Below are 20,822 nucleotides of genomic sequence, written 5' to 3' on the forward strand. Positions count from 1 at the left end.
GATAAAGACGGCAATAGCGTCCGCACGGCTAACAAGCTGTAGCGGTACGCTACTGCCGTCTTTTGCTGCGGACATAGACAGTAGGAAATTCCGATTCGCAATCTGGATCATATTGTTTTTCTCTATCTTTTTTGAATTATTTACACAATATGTTAAATATGGTACTATCAAATTGAATACGCTTACATTTCATGACTACCGCACGGCTTTGATTCTCAAGTGTGGTGCTTCAGTGCGGGAGAGGGGGAACTCACTCAGTTTTGAAAGGGGATACAAGGCCAAGAGAATTCACAAATCCAATCTAGGAGGAGAAGAAGAAATGATAAAAGGTTTAACTCGTATTGTAAGTCTGGCTTTGGCCGCTGCGCTGCTGGTGCCGACGATGTCCTATGCTGCACCCGAGACACAAGAGCAGAGCAGCGCTGTTGCTGCGGCTGCCAGCGGCGCGGTAACCCCGGCTCCACAGGGATATGATGCTTACCGCCAAAATATTCCGCACGGGAACGTACAGCAGATCTCCTATTATTCCACAACAGTAGGCAAGTCAAGGAACGCGATGGTGTATACACCTCCCGGCTATACGCCTTCGAAAACCTATAACGTCCTCTACTTACTACATGGTATTGGCGGGGATCAGTATGAATGGCTCAATGGTATGAACCCCAAGAATATTCTGGACAACCTGTACTCCGAGAACAAACTGGAGCCGATGATTGTGGTATTCCCGAACGGCCGCGCCATGTGGGATGATCGTCCGATAGGCGATATTTATGCGCCGGACAAGGTAACCGCCTTCGAAAAGTTTGAGTTCGATCTGATCAATGACCTCATTCCTTACATTGACTCCCATTTCCCAGTGTATACTGATCGGCAGCATCGCGCGCTGGCCGGCCTGTCGATGGGCGGCGGACAAACGCTGAACTTCGGATTGACCCATCTGGACAAATTCTCTTGGATTGGCGCGTTCTCGTCTGCTCCTAATACGAAGTCAGCATCGCAGCTCATCTCCAATCCGTCCCAGGTTACCAGCCAGCTGAAGCTGCTGTGGCTGTCATGTGGTGCTTCGTCTGCTGTGGGTCAGCCAAAATTTCCATAATAGCTTGAACAGCATGAACGTCCCCCACATGTGGTATTTGGATGTAGGCGGACACGAAGGAAAAGTATGGAGCAGCGGGCTGTATCAGTTCTCGCAACGCATCTTTAAGTAAATATTACTCCCTTCGGCCTTGCCAACGACTACGGCCGCCCGCAGGTTCTGATGATCATCTCCAGCAAAGACGGCAATAGAGTCCACACAGCTAACAAGCTGTAGCGCCGCTCTATTGCCGTCTTTTACTGCGGGAATGCTATAATATACCCAAAACTATATAAGATGAGCTTAAAAAGTTCATGAAAAGGGCAGAAGTGACGGAGGGAAGCAGATGAACAAGAACCGTTTAGGAAATTCCGATTTATATGTAAGTGCTATGGGTCTCGGCTGCATGTCCCTGGGGACTGACGAGGCTAAGGCAATTCCGATTATTCATGAAGCGCTTGAGCGGGGCATCAACTTTCTGGATACCGCCGACCTCTATGATAGCGGGCGGAATGAAGAAATTATCGGGCAGTCGCTGCGCCGCCGCCGGACAGATGTTATCCTTGCCACCAAAGTTGGCAACCGTAGAGTTCCCGGACAAGAGGGCTGGATCTGGGACCCTTCCAAGGCCTATATTAAATCGGCAGTAAAAGAGAGCCTGCGCAGGCTACAGACGGATTATATCGACCTGTACCAGCTGCATGGCGGTACGCTCGAAGATCCGATTGACGAGACCATCGAAGCCTTCGAAGATCTGAAGCAAGAAGGACTGATCCGCTATTACGGCATCTCCTCCATCCGCCCGAATGTGATCAGGGAATACGTCTCCCGTTCCAATATTGTCAGTGTCATGAGCCAGTACAGCATACTGGACCGGCGGCCTGAAGAAGAGATTCTGCCCCTGCTGGAACAGCAGGGCATCAGTGTCATTGCCCGGGGACCGCTGGCAAGCGGCATACTGACCGAACACGGTGCCAGTAAGGCTAACCGGGAGTATCTTGGCTACAGCAGCAAAGAACTGGCAGATCTGCATGAACAACTTCTGCAGCAGACCAGCGGCTCCCGTACCCTGACGGAGACAGCACTGCATTATCCGCTGGCAAATCCGGCGGTTGCCGCCATCATTCCGGGCGCGAGCAGTCTGGAGCAGCTCCGGCTGAATGCGGCGGCGGCTGAAGCCGCCCCGCTCTCTCCCGCAGAGCTGGCCGCTGTTCGTGCTGCCAGCAAGAGCAACCGGTATGCGCAGCACCGGTAAGAATATGCATGACGAAGAGGCTGTCCTTGCAACTGTTAGGTTATAACAGTTCAGGAGCAGCCTCTTTTCATAATACTTGATTTGCTGGTTCTACAGCTTGGAGATCAATTGAACCGCTTCGGCCCGGGTCGCATTCTGCAGAGGCTGGAACTTATTGCCGCTCCGGCCCTGAACCAGACCCAGCTCATGAGCAGAAGCCACATATGGCCGCGCCCATTTAGAAATGGAGCTATAGTCGGCAAAAGCACTGGAATCCTCTGCTGTACTCAGCGTCTTATTATTTTTATAGAGATAAGCTTTGATCAGCATGACCGTCATCTCCTGACGGGATATAGGCAGGTCCGGTGCAAACGTAGAACCGGAGGTTCCCGTTACGATACCGGCCGCAGAAGCTGCAGCAACCTCATCCGCATACCATTTGGCCGCTCCAACATCACTGAAGCTGCTTGCAGTGCCTGCCTTCAGATTCAGCTTGCGGGCAATAAACGCAGCAAATTCGGCGCGTGTTACCTTGTGATTGGGAGAGAATGCCAGATCACTTGTCCCTGTCACCACCTGCTGAGCCACCATTGCTTGAATGGCACCGGATGCCCAATAATTAGCGGAAACGTCACTGAACGATTTACTGTATTGCAGCACGGCGTATTTGCTGAAATGACTGGTCTGAACACTCAGATAGCCGCTCTCCATTTGTCCTGCTGTGTACTGCAGTCCGCCTTGTGCATCCAAATAATAAACACCAGTGAGCGGGGTATTAACACCTTCGTTAACCTTCAATTTCAACGTGACCGGAAGATCGAACTCAGACAGCTTCGTTTCCTTTCCATCTGCCGTTATTAGTGATAAGCCAAAATCATAGGCCGCACCAGCGGAGGTAATTGCAGTATTCACCGATTTACCGGTAGTTCCGCTTGTTGCCTTGGCAATATCATCACTGCTAAGCGGAGTAAAGGAGACGGAAATCTTCGCATCCTTTAGTTGCTCTGCTGGCACAGAAGCCTTAAGCTTCTCCAGATCACCTCCTGGAATTTCAATAGACAAATTATCTTTGGAGACAACCAGCGCATTGTCTTTGTTGATTGCTTCAGAGCTTGCAGGCAGCAGGAGCTGCTTAACCTCGCTGGCCACAGGTACTGTTACCTTGCCGTTCTCACTTTTGAGTACTATGTCTAAGGCCTTCGTGGCTCCAGCCTGATCGACTACACTAACAGGAGATTTAACCGCTACCACAGCAGGGACCGATAAGCTTGGTCCTGAGGCCCCGCCTCCTCCTGCTGCACTACCTCCTCCTCCTGGTGACGCCCCCCCTCCAGAAGCCTGAGGCACTGGAAAGATGTAAGCCTGCAACGAGCGATTGCCCACCTTGTCTACAGCCGCTACGTTAACATGATATTTCTTGCCGTTGGTTAGCCCATTAATATTATAGCTGGTTTGTTTGATCCGCGTGTCTGTCAGCAGTTTGCCATCCAGCCAGACGAGATAACCATCGAGGTCAGCTTCCTTATTACTGTCCCATGTTATAGACAGACTGCCGTTGCCAGATGCCTTTAAGCCTGTGGGCTTAGCAGGTGCGTATGGATCGCCGGTTACGATGCCATTCTCACGGTATTCATAGTCATAACCATAGGGTTCGCCTTTTTTATTGGTATTGGTATAAAGATAGGCACGTCCATATTGAGAGTTAACATTGGGTAAGCTGATCTCATGACCTGAAGCTGAAGAGGTAAGTTTCAAGATATATTGTTCGTCTGTTTTTAGTGGAGCTTTAAAATGAAAGTCAAAATATTTGCTCCAATGAACGAGGTCGCTTACTGGAAAAACAGTTCCATCCTTATCGATTAATTCAAAATCTGAAGCACTCACTTCTGAGTGGTTTATTGTATACGGGACAGAAAGAGAACGCAAATAAACATCAGGTAAAGATAAACTCAAATCTTCCCATGTATCTGGCTGGTCTACAGCATTCCCTGTAATAACAAATGATACCAGCGCCTCATTTGGTTGAAGCGCGTAACCGGGTTCCTTTCCACTAAAGAGGAACTTCACTTCCTTCATTAACCCAGGAGTACGGATTGTATAGGTAGGTGAAAAATCCGATTCCCGGCCAAATACGTCTACTGCAGACACTTTGAAATGATTCAAAGAATGGGCGGGAAGATTTTTGATTTTGATTGCGTTAGCCGTAGTAATTCCGATGAATTGGTCATTGTTATAAAACTTGTAATATGAAATTGAAAACCTGTCCAAGTCTTTCCAGCCAACATGGATATCGCTAGACTTATCCGTTTGATTGGACCAGTTCGTATAATAAATCTTCGGAGCCGCTGGAGCATCCCCGAACGAATACACATTCCCCGTTACACTCGCTCCATACATCTTCGCAACAACTTTAGCATAGCCGGGTGCCAGACCTTGAGCAATCGTACCGTGTACCTTAGACCAGTAAGCCTTGGCACTATCTGAGTAATACACCTCGCCAAGTACCGATGAAGGTACTTGAACTTCGCTGCCATCATTCCGATTAACCAGATTCAATGCAATGACTTCCTGATCGGAGTAGATCACTCCCGAAATCTCTCCGGTGGATGCATCGTAATATACTTTCAGCATACTGGCCGCATAGGTCAGTACGGGCGCGCTTAAAGCCAGCAGCATGAGGACTGCCAGTGAAGCACTAATTTTGCGTAAAATGTTATGCAGAATAATTCCCCCCAGATAGATGTATAGGATTCGGAAATCCTTCCCCATAATACGAGGAATTCCAACATATTACAACGTATTTTTTAACTCCAAACCCATTATTCGCCTCTATTTTCCGACTGCTTCAACATCTGCTTGTAGCTCCTGTTCTCCGGGATCATATTCGAGGCATTCTGCATCTCCTCTACTGCCTTCTTCATATACGATGCATCTCCTTCAGATTGGGCTATCCCGGAATAAAGAGCAGCTAATTGGTAATGGGCCTCATGAGACCACGGAATCCAGGTTGCCGCCGTCTGCAAGGATTGCTCCGCTTGTTCCCAGTCCTGTCTGGCAATCGCCGACACTCCATTTTCAAGCCGAATATAACCTAGGGTCAGCCAAGTGAAAGCAATTACGGCAACCGCCAGCGTCAGTGTCAAAGTTCTAACTAAAGAGCGAGACAGACGATATTCTTTGCCTGCACCGCCCTCTACCTCCGTTCCTGTCAGCAGCATAATGAACAATCCGAACACCAGCGGATAAGCCAAATCAATGTCAAAACAAAGGTGGGCAAAGAAGAGTGCAATGGCCAGCACACTGCTCCAGCCTTCCCGTCCTCTGCGCAGGCTTGCACGAATCGGGCAAATCATCATGCCTATAAAGCTTAGGACCCCAAAAATCCCTGTATCCAAAGCCACCTGCAAAACCTGCTGATGTGTATACTTCACAAATACTGAAGGATACAGCACAGCCCACCCTCCTCCGCCAACACCCAGCAGCCAATGCTTCAGCCATAAATGAAAAGCATCGCTCCAATAGACACGGCGCAGCGCAAATTCTGGCGCATTCCAGGCAATTCCGCGTAACACGGCACCTCCATTTAGCACAGCAAGGGCAACTGTAACTACCAATAAAACCGCCACTGCCAAGGTCCACAATGTTACCGCCTTTTTCTCCTTCTTATTGATGAAAAGATAAATGACCATCCCGATCACCGCGAGAACCAGCACCGCTCTGGAGCCGGATAACAGCAAGCCCCCAAGCTGAATGGCACAGGCAATCCAATAACGCTTATGGCCCGACAGCCTGTAAGCGCGCCAGCCTGCTGCAGCTCCTGCCGCAGCAATAACGGCAAAGCTGTTCGCGTACCCTAGCGTCGATTCCAGCCTGCCTTCCCGGAATAGCCCAAAGGCCAGCCCCCATAGGGTAAGGGTTGTTCCGCACCAGGCCCAGGCTGACCAGACCCGATCCCGCTGCTCCCGGGACAATCCAGCGAACAGCAGCGACAGCGGGAGCAGGGAGGAGATTTTTCCTGCTTCCAGCAGCGCTTGTTCAACATCAACTGCCCAAATAGCAGAGAGCCAATACAGCGCCACAAGAATCAGCAAAAAGATATGCACGGGAAGCAGCCTTATCCGGCCGGAACGCCATATGAAGACCAGCCCTGCCGTATACAGCAAAACATCCAACGCCAAAAAGGAACGGGTATCGAAATACCCCGCTCCAAGCGCTCCGGCAAATATATACACAAGCAAGATATAATAAGACATTCGTTCCGCAGGTTTGTTGTTTGGTATATTTTTCTTCATAATAAGGAAGTTTTCGACAAACCCTGACGGAATTCCTCCCAGGACCTCACCCAAAAACCTGAGTAATATACACCATCGCCAGCAGGCCGAAGATAAATGAATACGTTGAGGGGCGTTCATAACCGTGTCCGTGGCTTTCCGGGATCAGCTCCTTGTAGACGATGAAGAGCATCGCGCCTGCGGCAAAGGCCAGACCGTAACCGACCACATTTTGCACATAGCTGGCTGTAAAATAACCAATCCCCGCCGACACCATCTCCATAAGGCCGGTTAGCGCAGCCATAGACAGCGCTTTTCGCCGTGTAGCCTGGGAGTTCATCAGAAAGACGGCCAGAATGAGGCCTTCCGGCATATTTTGTGCTCCGATGGCAATCGCCACCATAGGCCCGAGGCTCGTCTGCTCGCTGGCATAGCTGAAGCCTGTACTAAGCCCTTCGGGAATGTTGTGAATGAACAGTGCGATCAGCACAAGCAGCGCTTTGGAATCCATGTTGGTGTAGCCCGGTTTATTCTCGACATCAATATGCGGGATATTATTCTCGATCAGATCAAGCAGCAGCACACCGGTAATCAGCCCAAGGGTTAGCCCGATGATTCCCGATTCCTTAATTGCCTGCGGCATTAAGCCGAAGGTGGACGCGGATACCATAATTCCGGCGGTGAAGGCGACCAGCACATCCTTCCAGAGCTCGGATAACCTTCTGACAAACAGAATAGGAACCACTCCAAGCACCGTAGCCATAGCAGATAAAAAGCTCCCCAGAAGCGCAGTTGCCAAGTCTTCAACCCCTTTTGCGGACAGGTCGTATAGACCAAGCTTATGCTTGCGGGAGCGGCAATTATGTCTGTATTTTCCATCCCCTAGTGCTGCGGCAACAGTTCCAAAGACATCAGGTCCTCGTCCAGATATTGCTCCCCTAGCTTCATTGCCTTCGGCTCCGTTCCATAACAGATGAAACCGAGCGATTCGTACAGTTTTTTGGCGGGAAGATTGGTGGAGGTTAAGGTTAGAGTAAGGATTTCCAGCCCCGGCATCGCCTTGGCCCGGCTAATCAGCTCCAGCATCAACGAACGGCCCAGCCCCTGCTTCCGGGCATCGGGATGAATGAATACGGAATATACATGGGCTTTGTGATTGATTTTGGGCCTGCTCTCGCGGAAAAAGGTTACCATGCCCACAAGCTTCTCCTTATCGTCGAATGCGCCCAGCGTGAAACGATCGTCCGACGGCTCCAGCCTGATTCTAGTGGTAACTATGGATAGCTTCGACTCCGATTCATAGGAGCTGAGAAAAGCTTCCGGGGATTTCCGCAGCGACAGCAGCCGGATCTCCCGGTAGATCTCCGCGTCGGCGGTAGTCAGCGTTCTTATGTACATAGGTCCGTGCCTCCTCCCAGGATTCTTTTGGAAATATTGTGTCTGCTAACATTATACCGGGTTACCCTGTATACTGGTCTTATCTATTCCAAATTTTATTCAATGAGGAGGACAATTCTTGTGAATTCACTCTTATAATAATTAATATCCATTTCCATCAGCAAATCCAACTGTTTCTCCAGTATATCTATATCCTCTATAATAGCTGGTTTCATGAAACTTTGGTCAAAAAGGGCCCATTGGGAAATTTCATCCCAGTAAGGCGCGTTTCATTCAGCCCACAAGAAGGGCACAGGTCTGGTGAATCCAAGCCCAACTCATCGTTCTAGAATTGTGGTTCTATGAGAACGTTTATTCAAGAAAAAACTCCTTCAGTAACTGTGCAATTTCTTGAGGAGCATGCCTATTCTCAGGTGCAAGATGATCAAGTTTGGGAAAAACCCGGGATTGAACGTGCAAGATCGTCTGCTCCAATACTCGAATCATTTGATGCACTGCTTGCGGGCTTTTTCCACCTTCCATCAACAACACTTTTGCGTCGATCGATTCATATTTGGAGTAAGTCGACTCCAACCGTCTTACCTCCTTATGTTCATTTAAACAAGCGGGTAACAACCGCTCAATCCTCTCCCATTTTTGTCCACGGATCACCAATCGCAGAATAAATTTTGCATACCAATTCGGAAAATTTTTTAGAGGAGTATGCCCTGCACCTCGTACAAAGCTAGTAAATGCTCCTCTGGAATCCTTTGCTTTCAAAGCTTCCTCATATTCATGGATCCATTCCCACTCCTTAGGCTTCGATTCAATTGAAACCCCAGGCTCGTAGACAGCAACCTTCTTAAACGATGAATTTGTGCTCGCAAACTCTAAAGCTGCAAGTCCGCCAAAACTGTGCCCAAAAATGTTAGTCGCGCCTGTCACTTCTTGGACGACCTTAATATCCTCACACTCTTTGACTATCGAGTAATCTGATCCTTGCTGACCGCTCCTGCCACGTCCTCGTCGATCTATGATATGGAGGGTCAATGCCTCCGATAGCTCATAAGCTATATTGGTAAAATCATCTGAAGTACTCAGTGCCCCAGGAATGATTAAGACACCCGGACCTTGCCCAATACTTTGAAATCCTATCTTAGTCCCATCATGCGAAACAACGTTTGAATGAGTAAATGAACCAAGTTGCTTCATCTTTTTTGTGACACTTGACATAAGCAATCCTCCTTCTAAGTTACATTGAAGTTTTTTTTGATTGAAATTTAATTCAATAATAATCCTGAAAAATCTGACAGTCAACATAAACATTTACAAACTGATGCAATAAAATTATGATTGAATATATATTCAATAAAAGGAGTCTTCCTGTGCCAAGAACAAAAGATAAATTTGACGAGATGAGACTAGTCACGATAGAAAAAATAAAACAATCAGGACTGCATCTTTTCGCACGGAAAGGGTTAGCCGCAACCAATATTAAAGAGATTGCCAAAAACGCTAATGTAAGTCTCGGTCTCATCTACCATTATTATAAATCTAAAGATGACTTATATCTCGCTCTTACCAATGAAGCTATGGATAAATCTGCTCACGTTGCAGAAGAACTCAATAGAATGAATGTGGGTGCCGGAGAGAAGCTCAAAGCGTTCACTGAAATCTTCTTGAATGCGGTCAACAAAGAAGATGGCATTTACTATTTCATTCTAATTTCTCAATTATCTGAAACAAATAACGATGAAGAAAACAAAAAACTATTGGATAGAAAACTTCAATCCATACAAAACTTAGCTTTAATTGTACAGGAGGGGCAAGGTTCAGGGGAGTGTGTAGACGGAGATGCGTTCCAATTGGCAGCAACATTCATTTCTGCTACACAAGGCATAGCCTCTTTCAAGCTCATGTTCGGAGACAAATTTCAGATTCCAACCAAGGAAATTCTTATGAGAACCTTGTTGAAATGAGCTCTCATGAGTACTACAAGAGCAGAAATCCATCAGCGCGCTGGCTGAATAGGCAAGTACTAAAGAAAGACCATCCTTGGGTATGAATGGTCTTTCTTTGAATTTTTATAACCGTTTTAACCAGTCCTTTATTCTATCTACTGCCTCAATATACCTTTGTCCTACAAGCAAGCCAGTATGGGTTGTGTTCAAAAGTCCTGTATATTCAGCATTGAATTGTTCTGCGGTCGCCTTGCCTCTTTTTTCATCCTCCTCTTCCAATATTGCTTTAATAACCAGGCATGGGCAAGTAATCAAGCAGCCATTTATAGAAATTCCCTTTGTTCCTCTGAGCCAACAACCACAAGCGCGAATGGCTTTTAATGATTCCATAGACAGATACTTTTTTTGAAAAGCAATGTCATCCGCTGATTCATCAATACTTGAATGTTCTTCACGTTCTGGAGCTGGCAAAATGGTTGACGATGTAATTTCAACTGTTTCTTTATATGGCGCGATTTCATTTACTTCCTTGCTTATACTGGTATCAATTAATACCAGCCCGGCGAGCTTAACTGTCTCAGCCAGCTTTTGACTAAGTATTCCCCCCATGCTGAACGCGATGACTATTGGAGGTTCATTGCACTCGGCAATAACCTCCTTTATGTCCTCCAGATAATTCTCGAAGGTTACCTTCGTCATGTCCATCGCCCTGCTTTTATAATGACTTCTCATATTCATTACATAGCATTTCCACCCCTCACTTACAAAATGGGGAATGTACTTGCTCCACATCCAGCTTCCCGTGTAAGCGCCATGCACGAATAGAAGCGGCGGTCTTTTTGCAGTTGCTCCTGCTTCAACCTCGAATACCTCTAAAAATAAATCATTTTCTCCAATATATTTTTCAATATGCTGAGGCAATATTTTTGTGTAATCCTTCATGGTTTGTTCCTCCTTATCGGATATAGTTTGATATCAAACTATATAACTAAAAAAATTAGAAATTCATATAAATCTTATTTAAAATTCTCGTCAGTTCCTTCTTTTCATTTTCTGAGATATGCATGTAAAAAACACCCAGAACCTTTGCAGATATAGCTTCAAATATGGGTTTTAATTCATCCCCCTTGCTGGTTAAAGTTACATAGACAACCCTTGTATCCTTGGTATCTTTCTCTTTTGCCACATATCCAAGCTTCACCAATTTGTCTACAAGGGCTGTAATGGTGGACTTATCCCTGCCAATCTTGTCAGCAATCTCTGCCATACTCATTTTTGGTTTATTGTATAGAGCATATATGATGTCCCCATGCGAAGTTACAATTCCATCTATGCCGTTTGTGGACATCTCTTCTACAAAAAGCCGGTTTACCTTTTCTCTAATCTTTGATATCAATGATATCGCATCTCTTGTTTTCATAATCCCATTATAGTTTGATGTCAAACTAATTTCAACTCCGCACTCTTCGTTAATCCTCTGATTTAGTGATCATATCATAAACTTTACTCAAATTTGTTTTAAAATATGCAGTAAAGTACCAGTCATGATACAACTTCGGTACTGAGATTTCATCAATGCTTTTCTTACTTTGAACGGTTTCGGCCACTATCGCCATTATATCGGTTATGTAGCCTTTCACTTCGTGAAGCTCCTGCAATGAGCACACGTCGCCATGCCCTGGTACGATAGTTTCTACATCCAGCAGTTCGACTTGCTCCAAAATATTCAGCCATTCCTGAGGATTGGCATACGTCAAAACCGGGTGATGCTTAGAGAGCACCAGATCCCCTATTACGACAACTTTGTCTTCGGGAATGTACACGAATGCATCGCTTTGCGTGTGACCCCCGCCAAATGTAATGAGCTGCACGCTGCGTTTGCTGCCATGAATGGTCATCTGCTGATCAAAAGTTATCGTCGGCAGCGTATGCACCAGACTAGGGAGCATCTGCATAAACTCACGGTCACTGGCATTTTCCCAGGCCATTTCCCTTTTTAGCTTTTCATCCGTCTCTTGTTGTATTTTCTCTTCGAGTTCATCAATAGCCTGATATAACTGTTCCGGTTTTGACTTATATTGGGCTAACCTGTCTCTAGCAAAGGTATCCATAATCTCACGGGTAGCTGATGTAGAAATAATCTGAGCCGCAGGGGTAAACACTTGATTTCCAAATGTATGGTCACTGTGCCAATGCGTGTTGATTACGTAGGATACCGGGTTTCCCGTGAGGTACTCAGCAGCTGCTTTCAAATCCTCTGCCGCCTGTATTGTAGAGAATGTATCCACAACAAGAGTTATATCACCTAGATCAATGATTGCTGCATTTCCCAAAGAACCGGTACCTGGAACCGCAACCGCTGCAATCACACTATCAGCGACGTAATTCAGCCGAAAATGCTTTGAGCCCTTGAATGTTTCGATTTTATTTTTCATTGTCACCTCTCCCTTCCTACATAAAAATACATTATATGCCTGGTTGATGCGGCAGACAATGATTTTCCTCTGGCTAATTCGCTGTCTCATGGTCACAGCTTCCAACGGCACGTCATCGTTAAGTTGCCTCCTTGCAGCTCCGCTGTCAGCGTACCGTTCATCTTGTCCATCAGACTTTTGGCGATGGAAAGACCAAGTCCCGATCCTTGGGCGGATCGGGTGCGGTCGACCGTATAGAAGCGGTCGAATAGCAGCATCACATCAATGTCGGATAATTCCTTCGCTTCGTTCACGATCCTCAATTCGGCTGTCTTCCCCCGTTGTTCGAAGCAAATCTCCACATGGCCGGCCGCATGTTTGGCAGTATTGATAAGCAGATTCTCAACGACCCTCCGCACGGCTGATTCGTCGGCATATAAAACCACGGCGTCCTGCGGCAGCCGGATGTCCGGCGTGATGTTCCGTTCGTTGAAATGATCGTAGAAACCGACCAGAATGTCTGACAGGAGGACATTCATTCCGATCCGTTCGGTCTTAAGCTGATAATCCGAGGATTCGATTAACGACAGCTCAAAAAAATCGTTCAATAACGCTTGAAGCCGTCTCGTGCGATTCTTAACAATTGCGAGGTATTCGAGCTTCTCCTCAGGCGTTATAGGCTCATCCTCCAGCAGTTGTATATAGCCAAATATAGAGGTCAGCGGAGTGCGGATATCATGGGAAATGTTGGCAATCGCCTGCCGCAGCTCATTCTCGGTTCGTCTTCTGCGGGCCTCAGCGTCAACTACGAGATCGGACTGGCGATTAATTTGATCCGCAAGCGCTTCGAGCCGCCGGTCGAATAGAGTCACGTCTATTTTTTTACCGGTTGTCCGTTTATTATAACGGCTCAGTTGCTCCGTCATCCGCCCCAGCTCCCGCCTCATCAGCAGCAGATGGGCTAGCAGGAGAGCCGCCACCGTAACCGATATGAGCGTTATGATAAGCAAGTCTCCTCCGCCCCTCTCATTATTATTTAATTTCCTTTCTGCGGAACACGAGAATCCCGAGCAGTGCGGCTACGACAATCGTCAGCAATGGTACGAGCAGGAGCGCTGGCAGATCGCCGCTGTCGATACTGGCCTTGCCGATATCGCCCAGCAGTTTGAAGATAGAATAATCGTTTACCGTAGTAAAGAATGGTACGTACTCACCCAAGCCCCCCAAAATTGTATCAATCATTAGGAAGAAAATCATTGAGAAGCCGATCGTCTTGCCGCTTTCAGTGAACACAGCGGTGAACAGCGCCCCGATCGCCGCGTAGCCCGAAGTGTACAGCAGTGTTAGTCCGAGGGTCCGCGGTATGAACAACGTGTCAACGCCCTCCGGCAGATGACCGAAACCTGCAAGCAGCGAAACTTCGGTCGTGCTTACGATCGGAAATACTAGAGAGAGCGCCATGGCTCCGACCGAGAATCCGATGAGCTTCGCGATGAACAGCCGTCCTCTATCGTTGCCCGACGATGCGATCGTCTTCATAACACCTGTTGAATATTCGCTGGCGATGAAGAATCCGGCCAGTGCTGCTACGCCGAATTTGATCAGATAGGCATTGCCAGCAATAAATCTGATCAGAAACTCGGCTCCTGTGAACTGCGGATTTCCATTCGACCTATTGTCAAAATAGTAGAGCAGTGGATACGCCAGTGAAAGAACGGCGGTTACGAGCAGCAGTACCCGGAATGACCTGTCCTTGCGCAGCTTGAACAGCTCGGATCTGATCAGATTATACATGCCCGGCACCCCCGATCCGCTTCATGAAATAGCTCTCCAGGTCTTCGCCCATCGGCATGAACTGCTCAATTTCCAGTCCTGCGGAGAATAGCGCCGACGATACCTTGCCTGGCTGTTCGATGCAGCCATACAGCTTGATGGCGCCATCCGGCATCACTTCGAAATCGTTGGTACCCAATTTGTTCTGAATAACCGTTGCCGCCTTGTCTGGATTATCCGCTTTTATATACACGTATTGCTGGCATTTATCGTTCAATTCCTGTGCAGTGAGCTGCTCCAGCAACCTGCCCTGATGAATGATGCCGTAATGGCTTGCCAGCAAATGCAGCTCGCTCAGAATGTGGCTGGAGATCAGAATCGTTATCCCCCGTTCGTGGTTGAGCTGCTTGAGCAGCTCGCGCATCTCGATGACGCTCATCGGATCGAGCCCGTTGGTCGGCTCGTCCAGAATCAGAAATTCCGGATCGCCCAGCAAAGCGATCGCCAGACCCAGCCGCTGCTTCATTCCAAGCGAGAAATTCTTCACTTTCTTCCTGCCTGTTCCCTGCAGTCCGACCAATTCCAGCATCCTTGCAACACAGTCTTTGCCGGGGATACCCCGGAGGAGCCGGTTCACCTCCAGATTCTCTCCAGCGGTCATGTGGGGGAACAGCGAGGGGCTCTCAATAATCAAGCCCATCCGCTTACGGGCCTGGGTCAACGCCTGCTCGTCGCTGGCGCCGAACAGCTCGATCGTTCCGCCGGACGGAAAAGCAAGTCCGGTAACGATGCGCATCAGCGTCGATTTCCCGGCTCCATTCTGCCCAATAAAGCCATATATGGAGCCTTTGCGGATAGACAAATTCACTTTATCCAGCGCTACGCTGCCTTTGAACTTCTTAGACAATTGATTCGTTTGTAATACATATTCACTCATCGTAGTCTTGGCCTCCCTTATGTGATAGACCAAGTATAGAAACGAAAACTTAAGAAGGGCTAAAGCCATTTCTTAAGAATGTCTTAAGGCTTTAGCCGATAGCCCATGCCCCATACCGTCTCGATAAATTCGCTGCCGGGCGCAGCCTTCGCAAGCTTGCTCCGCAAATTGCTCATATGGACGTTGACCGTATTGTCGTCTCCGTAGTATGGCTCATCCCATACGCTTTCGTATAGATTTGCTTTTGTGAATACCTTTTTCGGTGCCGATAGAAGCAACGTGAGAATCTCATACTCCCGGGCGGTCAGTGCAACCTCTGTCCCCTCTGCCGTTACCTTTTTGGATTCGTGGTCGAGCATAAGTCCCTTATGCTGCAGTACGCCAGACACAGCCTGCGGAGCCATTTGCACATACCGGCGCAGATGGGAATCAATTCGCGCCGATACCTCCTCGATATCGAAAGGCTTCGTAATGAAGTCGTCCGCACCTCCACGCAGCGCTGACACCTTGGTCTGCTGCTCACCCTTGGCCGAAATAATAATGACTGGCACGCCTCCCCGCGAGCGGATCCATGTGAGCAGCTCCTCACCCGTCATTCCCGGCAGCATCAGATCTAGCAGCACCATGCTCCATTGCCGTTGCTCCAGATAGAGCAGCGCCTCCGTTCCGGAGAAGGCAGGCTGCGGCACGTAACCGCTTTTTCTTATAATACTGCACAGCAGCCGGCTGATGTCACTGTCGTCCTCGGCTACGAGAATATTTATTGAATTATCCATCTAATCTCCTTGTACTATCTGTAGTCAGCTATCAATCAAATAATCTTTAGCATATATGATAGACTGTTTTTGCCTCTAATTCCAGATAGGCTAACTCGGAAGCCCCCTTCTCCTCTGAAGGCATGGTCACCTTCGGCGAAGCAATCCGCTTAGGCAAAATGGATAATTTCACGGACGACTTCAAGAAGCTGACGGGTCAGGCTCCAATTTCCGTGAAATACATGTTCGAGCACGCGGATGATTTCCAGGTTGGGGAAAGACACTCGAGGGATAATTAAGAATTAAGGATAGGTACAAAAAAACGCTCATTCCCTGATGGAATGAGCATTTTTTGTCCTGTGAAGGCAGCCTATTGCCCGGCCTCATAAAAAGACGTATCCAACGCCTGGATATAAGGTGTCCATTCCCCTGTCGTGTAGAGCAGCAGCCGATGCATCGCCCGCGTGCATGCTGTATAAAACAGCTTCCGCTCGCTTTCCCGGTGATACGTCTGCGATGAAGCATCGTACATCAACACGGCGTCGAATTCAACTCCCTTGGCGAGATAAGCGGGGATAACCAGCGTCCCCTTTTCAAAGGTGAGCGTTTCCTTCGTAATGAGCCGCAGCGCCTCGCACCCCTGTGTCTTCAATGCTTCATAGGCCTCGCGGCTTTCGGCTGCAGTCTTCGTAATGATAGCGATGGAATCGAAGCCTTCCGCCTTAAGCGCCGCAAGGTCCTCCATGATTCGCAACGCCCGCTTTTCCCCGCTACTGGCCTTGAGCAGATACGGCTTCCTGCCGCTTCTCTCAAAAGGCACAATCTCTTCGCCCGGCAGCAGCAGCTTCGTAAACTCCACAATCTCGCGGGTTGAGCGATAGCTTCGGACAAGGCGGATCAGGCTCGTTTCAGCTTCACCGTACAGCCGGATCAGCGGCGAATCCGCCTCGTGCAGATTTGTTGCTTGGGGGAAGATCGCTTGGCCGAAGTCACCGAGCACTGTCATTCGGGCGCGGGGAAACAGCCGCTTGAGAAACACGTATTGGAACGGCGAATAATCCTGGCCTTCATCGACAAAAAGATGCCGCACCTCCGTATTCATCCGTCTGCCCTCTACGAGTTCTTTTAAATAAAGGAATGGAGTCGCATCCTCATAGAACAGCTCAAGCCGGCTCAGCTTCTCCTTCGTTTGCTTGCAGATTTCCGGCCACTCAGCGGGAACTTCGGTCTCGTTCGTCATTATCCGGTAAGCCGCAGCATCACTGAATAACTGACCATACAGCCCAATCGTATCTATGAACATGAACCGTTTCACATCCCGTCTCAGCGGTTTGAAGTGTTCCTTCACGATCATCCGGCGAAGCAGCTCTTCTTCCTGGATGGCAAAGTCGAAGACATTCTCCTCCCCTAGCTCCTTCTGGCGAAACTCGCCATAGAGCTCCTCATACTGCTGAGTGAAATCGAAGACAGCCACTTCCCGCTGATACTTCTTAAGCAGCGCACTGTAGGCTTCAGCATATTGCTCATTGTCAAGATAATCGAGTTCATCCTGAACCCAGGGCTCCTCCTGCTCCCGGCGCTCCAGCGAAGCCAGCTCACGCAGCAGCCATTCCTGCAGCAGACCGATGCGGTTAACCAGGTGGATAGAGCTGTCATAGCTGTAAAATTGAAGTTTCATTTGCTCCACGGTAATTAGCTCCCGGTCCCGGAATCGGATACTCCGGAATAGCATACCTTCCTTTTCCAGCCACAGCGCATAGTTTTGGAGAGCATGCAAGTAGGCTTCGGACGCCTTGTACTGCATCCCGCTCCTCCGTGCTTCATAGCCTTGTGAGAGTTCTGACGCCAGAATATATTCGATCTGTTCGAATGGGTCCTCCAGCCGCAACGTAGACCCGAGCCAATACTCAAGATATTCCTGAAAGGTCGTCTGCTGCATGTTCTCCTCACCAAGCTCGGGAAGTACCGTGGATACATAACTGTTGAACATCGGATTAGGCGAAAAAAGCACGATCTGATCCGCCCTGAGTCTATCCCGGTGCTTATACAATAAGTACGCTACCCGTTGCAGAGCCGCAGATGTCTTCCCGCTGCCGGCCGCCCCCTGCACAATGAGCATACGGCTTTGGTCATTGCGGATAATGGCATTTTGCTCTTTTTGGATGGTCGCCACGATGCTCTTCATTTGTGCATCTGCTCCCTTGCCCAATACCTGCTGAAGCAATTCGTCACCGATGGTTAAGCTTGTGTCGAACACATTCCGAAGCTGACCGCCCTGGATCTGATACTGCCGCTTCAGCGTCATTGCCCCCGTAATCGTTCCGCCCGGCGTTTCATAGGCAGCCTTCCCCGGAGAATGATCGTAGTACATACTTGCAATGGGTGTCCGCCAGTCATACACCAGAAAGCTCATTCCGTCTGCATCCACGAAGGACGAGACTCCGATGTAAATTTGCTCGCTGAAGCCCAGTCCCTCTTCCTGAAAATCAATACGCCCGAAGTAGGGAGACGGCAGCAGCCGTTTCATGCTTTTATAGCGCTGCACCCGCAGCCGGTGGCTCCGCTCCCGTTCGGACAACAACGCCTCTTGCTGCTTTATACTGTAAAAGGTTTCTTCGAAATCTTCGTCTGTGCTCGTGTTGACCGAAACTTCCTCCCAGAACCGCTTGCGGATGTCCGCTACCTGTTCCCGCAGCCCGGCAACCTCCGGTTCCCATTCGGCGATTCTCGACCGCAGCTTTTCCGTAACCTCATCCAGCCGCTCCTGTTCTTGCTGCCAATCATTTGCGTTAATCATTCTCCTGAACACACTCCTTTTCAGTCTACTCAGAATACGAAAAAGAACATTTGACAAACCCTTAATCCGCATGGTAAGATTAAGGTGTAAATAAGATGTGATACTTATGATCTTTTACATAAAAAATCAAAACACGTTTTTAGCATACCACAATGTTTATTTGTGCGCAATTTTTTTATATCAAAGAACCCGGCAAAGTCTGCCGGGTTCTTTTTGTATTCATCTTTTGATTGGGTGCTGGCCTATAAAATTCTGCGGGCGGTTACGAACCGCTTCTTCCACTGGCCGTCGAAGGCCTCCACATGCACGTTAAGCTTGGTGGAGTACGTATGCAGGAGCTGATTATTCCCGGCGTATATTGCTACATGACCGATGTTCAAGCCGCGTGCGCTGAAGAACAGCAGGTCTCCCGGACGCAGCTCATTCAGCCCTACCTCCTTGCCTTCCTTCGCCTGATCATAGGATACACGGGGGAGCTCGATGGACAAGGTATCCTCAAATACACGTTTCACAAAAGAAGAGCAGTCGAAGGTTGCGGTCTGGTCAGGTGAAGCGCCGAACTCATACGGTGTGCCGAGGAAGGTCTTACCGTAAGCGATCAGTGCATCTGCTTGCTTGTCCGCGAGCAAAGTGCTGGTGTAATCGGTATATCTCGGTTTGGCCGAGATGTAGCCCGTCTGGTTGTCCCCGGTTCTCACCTTCAACCACAGCGCATCGGCAACGCTCTCCACATGCACCTTTGTACCTGCGGAGAGCAGTTCCGGGCTTACGGGAGTACTCTTCGCATCCGGTAAGCTGCGCAGATTGACTCCACGGAGAATCGAGGTTTCATAAATAATGGAGGAGATTTGCACGGATTGAGTGCCCGGCACCCAGTCTACCTTACTGCCCAAGGCTTCGCTGATGAAGCGCAGCGGGATCATTGCCGAATTTCCGGTAATTTGGCCGGGAACCTCCACACTCAGTGTCCGCCCGTTCAAATCGGCAGTCAGCGCCCCAATACGGTAGGTAAGCGTGGTATCCGCCTTGGTTGCGGTGACGATTTTGTCCGCGTTGTTCCAGATCAGCTTGGCCCCTTGCGCTTCGAACAATCCGCGCATCGGTACGAGCACTGTCCCGTTCAGATTCAGCGGCGGGACTCCGGGCTCAAGCCGCTGTCCGTCCAGATAGATGGAGATATTCCGGGCTTCGGCCTGCGGCCGGGCATCTGCATGGACAACGCCGGAGGAATAGAGTGAAAGGGCTAGCATAGACAAAAGTGCAGCATTTCGTTTGATCATATGTTCATCACCTTGTGTATAGATTTGCTACTACACAGTTGGACGAGGCAAAAGCAAAATGGTTTTGTGGTAATTGATGGTAAACAATATCCTTCCGTAAGTTCGAAACCTCAATTATTACTTATGCGTATCATTGGGTACGCAAAGAATAGAGAGGAGATACTTCCATTGTCCATGTTCAAACGTATGCTGGCGAGCGCCGGAATTGGTGCCGCCAAGGTTGATCTTATGCTTCATCAAGATACGGTGAGTGCCGGAGATACAATCACCGGTGTCGTTCAGATTCAAGGCGGCCGTGTGGATCAAAAGGTAGATGACGTTTACGCTTTTGTCAAAACGCGTTATGTGAAAGAGTATAATGATTCAAAATCAAATGTCGAAGCAACTGTGGCCAAAATTTTGCTCGCTGAGAAATTCACCGTAGAAGCCAATCAAGTCTATGAGTTCCCTGTCTCCTTCCAGCTTCCGCCCTTTACCCCGGTGACAATGGGCAGAACGCCGGTGTGGATTCACACCGGTCTGGATATCAAGGAAGCGCTTGATCCAACCGATCAGGACCATCTGCAGGTAATGCCGCATCCCCATTCAGCTATTATTCTTGATGCAGCCGATCTGCTCGGATTTAGACTTCGTGAGGTAAGCTGTGAATATGCACCGCATTACGGCAAAACATTCGGAATGCCTTTTATCCAGGAATTCGAATTTGTCCCTACCTCCATGTTCCGTGGCCAGCTGGACGAACTCGAAGTCATCTTCTATCCGGATGAGGATGGCGTCGGCCTGCTGCTGCAGGTTGACCGCAAGGCACGCGGGCTCGCCGGCCTGTTCGCAGAAGCTCTGGATGCGGATGAGAGCTTTGTAAAGCTGCGTTTTGACCGTAACGAGCTTGCTTCCGGAGCGCATTACATCGCTGACCGGCTGGCCGATACAATTAGCAGATACGCTTAA

At 48.7% G+C, this 20,822-nt stretch carries 18 protein-coding genes; 4 read left to right on the forward strand and 14 right to left on the reverse strand.

Going from position 1 to position 20,822, the window contains the following annotated elements:
• The first annotated feature begins 319 nt into the window (after positions 1-319).
• Positions 320-1,096: an alpha/beta hydrolase gene (locus tag AC0LWN_RS16350; RefSeq protein ID WP_474667056.1), complete on the forward strand. Its 777-nt coding sequence runs from the start codon at positions 320-322 to the stop codon at positions 1,094-1,096.
• Positions 1,097-1,421: 325 nt separating this feature from the next.
• Positions 1,422-2,330, forward strand: a complete 909-nt coding sequence (locus AC0LWN_RS16355; protein ID WP_474667058.1) for an aldo/keto reductase — start codon at positions 1,422-1,424, stop codon at positions 2,328-2,330.
• A 90-nt stretch (positions 2,331-2,420) separates the two neighbouring features.
• Here AC0LWN_RS16355 and AC0LWN_RS16360 read toward each other — a convergent pair whose 3' ends face one another.
• The 5 genes from AC0LWN_RS16360 to AC0LWN_RS16380 all read right to left on the reverse strand — a co-directional run bounded on the left by AC0LWN_RS16360 (position 2,421) and on the right by AC0LWN_RS16380 (position 9,190).
• Positions 2,421-5,078 (reverse strand): S-layer homology domain-containing protein, encoded by a 2,658-nt coding sequence (locus tag AC0LWN_RS16360; RefSeq protein ID WP_474667060.1) that lies wholly within the window; start codon positions 5,076-5,078, stop codon positions 2,421-2,423.
• 50 nt (positions 5,079-5,128) lie between these two features.
• Positions 5,129-6,562, reverse strand: a complete 1,434-nt coding sequence (locus AC0LWN_RS16365; protein WP_474667062.1) for an O-antigen ligase family protein — start codon at positions 6,560-6,562, stop codon at positions 5,129-5,131.
• An 85-nt stretch (positions 6,563-6,647) separates the two neighbouring features.
• Entirely contained in the window at positions 6,648-7,379 is a 732-nt protein-coding gene (locus tag AC0LWN_RS16370; protein WP_474667064.1) for a ZIP family metal transporter, read from the reverse strand.
• 83 nt (positions 7,380-7,462) lie between these two features.
• Complete coding sequence (locus tag AC0LWN_RS16375) at positions 7,463-7,978, reverse strand: GNAT family N-acetyltransferase (RefSeq protein ID WP_474667066.1); 516 nt, start codon at positions 7,976-7,978, stop codon at positions 7,463-7,465.
• 351 nt (positions 7,979-8,329) lie between these two features.
• Positions 8,330-9,190, reverse strand: a complete 861-nt coding sequence (locus AC0LWN_RS16380; protein WP_458967548.1) for an alpha/beta fold hydrolase — start codon at positions 9,188-9,190, stop codon at positions 8,330-8,332.
• 152 nt (positions 9,191-9,342) lie between these two features.
• Here AC0LWN_RS16380 and AC0LWN_RS16385 point away from each other — a divergent pair, with 152 nt between their 5' ends.
• Positions 9,343-9,936, forward strand: a complete 594-nt coding sequence (locus tag AC0LWN_RS16385; protein WP_474667068.1) for a TetR/AcrR family transcriptional regulator — start codon at positions 9,343-9,345, stop codon at positions 9,934-9,936.
• Between the two features lie 105 nt (positions 9,937-10,041).
• On the opposite strand, the gene AC0LWN_RS16390 is transcribed toward AC0LWN_RS16385, so the two are convergent.
• From AC0LWN_RS16390 to AC0LWN_RS16430, 9 genes are all read right to left on the reverse strand, one after another.
• Complete coding sequence (locus AC0LWN_RS16390; RefSeq protein WP_474667070.1) at positions 10,042-10,860, reverse strand: alpha/beta fold hydrolase; 819 nt, start codon at positions 10,858-10,860, stop codon at positions 10,042-10,044.
• 55 nt (positions 10,861-10,915) lie between these two features.
• On the reverse strand, positions 10,916-11,362 hold the full coding sequence (locus AC0LWN_RS16395; protein ID WP_474667072.1) for a MarR family winged helix-turn-helix transcriptional regulator: 447 nt from the start codon (positions 11,360-11,362) through the stop codon (positions 10,916-10,918).
• A 25-nt stretch (positions 11,363-11,387) separates the two neighbouring features.
• Positions 11,388-12,353, reverse strand: a complete 966-nt coding sequence (locus tag AC0LWN_RS16400; protein ID WP_474667074.1) for an MBL fold metallo-hydrolase — start codon at positions 12,351-12,353, stop codon at positions 11,388-11,390.
• A gap of 92 nt (positions 12,354-12,445) precedes the next feature.
• A complete protein-coding gene (locus tag AC0LWN_RS16405) occupies positions 12,446-13,342 on the reverse strand; it encodes a sensor histidine kinase (RefSeq protein ID WP_474667076.1) in 897 nt (298 codons plus the stop codon).
• 22 nt (positions 13,343-13,364) lie between these two features.
• Complete coding sequence (locus AC0LWN_RS16410; protein ID WP_474667078.1) at positions 13,365-14,126, reverse strand: ABC transporter permease; 762 nt, start codon at positions 14,124-14,126, stop codon at positions 13,365-13,367.
• Positions 14,119-15,042 (reverse strand): ABC transporter ATP-binding protein, encoded by a 924-nt coding sequence (locus AC0LWN_RS16415; protein ID WP_474667080.1) that lies wholly within the window; start codon positions 15,040-15,042, stop codon positions 14,119-14,121. The genes AC0LWN_RS16410 and AC0LWN_RS16415 overlap by 8 nt, the downstream gene beginning before the upstream one ends.
• Before the next feature lie 83 nt (positions 15,043-15,125).
• Positions 15,126-15,818, reverse strand: coding sequence for a response regulator transcription factor (locus tag AC0LWN_RS16420; protein ID WP_474667082.1), 693 nt, complete (start codon positions 15,816-15,818; stop codon positions 15,126-15,128).
• A 349-nt stretch (positions 15,819-16,167) separates the two neighbouring features.
• Positions 16,168-18,594, reverse strand: a complete 2,427-nt coding sequence (helD, locus tag AC0LWN_RS16425) for an RNA polymerase recycling motor HelD (RefSeq protein ID WP_474667084.1) — start codon at positions 18,592-18,594, stop codon at positions 16,168-16,170.
• Between the two features lie 242 nt (positions 18,595-18,836).
• Positions 18,837-19,874: a C40 family peptidase gene (locus AC0LWN_RS16430; protein WP_474667086.1), complete on the reverse strand. Its 1,038-nt coding sequence runs from the start codon at positions 19,872-19,874 to the stop codon at positions 18,837-18,839.
• A gap of 174 nt (positions 19,875-20,048) precedes the next feature.
• Between AC0LWN_RS16430 and AC0LWN_RS16435 the strand changes: the two genes are divergently transcribed.
• Positions 20,049-20,822 carry a sporulation protein gene (locus AC0LWN_RS16435; protein ID WP_474667131.1) on the forward strand — a complete coding sequence of 258 codons (774 nt, stop codon included), beginning with the start codon at positions 20,049-20,051 and terminating at the stop codon, positions 20,820-20,822.

This window comes from Paenibacillus sp. sgz302115 (assembly GCF_056120445.1).

Coding starts and splice junctions, on each gene's coding strand:
- helD (WP_474667084.1), bottom strand. CDS start 18,594: ATGATTAACGCAAATGATTGGCAGCAAGAACAGGAGCGGCTGGATGAG.
- AC0LWN_RS16420 (WP_474667082.1), bottom strand. CDS start 15,818: ATGGATAATTCAATAAATATTCTCGTAGCCGAGGACGACAGTGACATC.
- AC0LWN_RS16375 (WP_474667066.1), bottom strand. CDS start 7,978: ATGTACATAAGAACGCTGACTACCGCCGACGCGGAGATCTACCGGGAG.
- AC0LWN_RS16400 (WP_474667074.1), bottom strand. CDS start 12,353: ATGAAAAATAAAATCGAAACATTCAAGGGCTCAAAGCATTTTCGGCTG.
- AC0LWN_RS16435 (WP_474667131.1), top strand. CDS start 20,049: ATGTTCAAACGTATGCTGGCGAGCGCCGGAATTGGTGCCGCCAAGGTT.
- AC0LWN_RS16410 (WP_474667078.1), bottom strand. CDS start 14,126: ATGTATAATCTGATCAGATCCGAGCTGTTCAAGCTGCGCAAGGACAGG.
- AC0LWN_RS16415 (WP_474667080.1), bottom strand. CDS start 15,042: ATGAGTGAATATGTATTACAAACGAATCAATTGTCTAAGAAGTTCAAA.
- AC0LWN_RS16360 (WP_474667060.1), bottom strand. CDS start 5,078: ATGGGGAAGGATTTCCGAATCCTATACATCTATCTGGGGGGAATTATT.
- AC0LWN_RS16380 (WP_458967548.1), bottom strand. CDS start 9,190: ATGTCAAGTGTCACAAAAAAGATGAAGCAACTTGGTTCATTTACTCAT.
- AC0LWN_RS16355 (WP_474667058.1), top strand. CDS start 1,422: ATGAACAAGAACCGTTTAGGAAATTCCGATTTATATGTAAGTGCTATG.
- AC0LWN_RS16430 (WP_474667086.1), bottom strand. CDS start 19,874: ATGATCAAACGAAATGCTGCACTTTTGTCTATGCTAGCCCTTTCACTC.
- AC0LWN_RS16390 (WP_474667070.1), bottom strand. CDS start 10,860: ATGAAGGATTACACAAAAATATTGCCTCAGCATATTGAAAAATATATT.
- AC0LWN_RS16365 (WP_474667062.1), bottom strand. CDS start 6,562: ATGTCTTATTATATCTTGCTTGTGTATATATTTGCCGGAGCGCTTGGA.
- AC0LWN_RS16350 (WP_474667056.1), top strand. CDS start 320: ATGATAAAAGGTTTAACTCGTATTGTAAGTCTGGCTTTGGCCGCTGCG.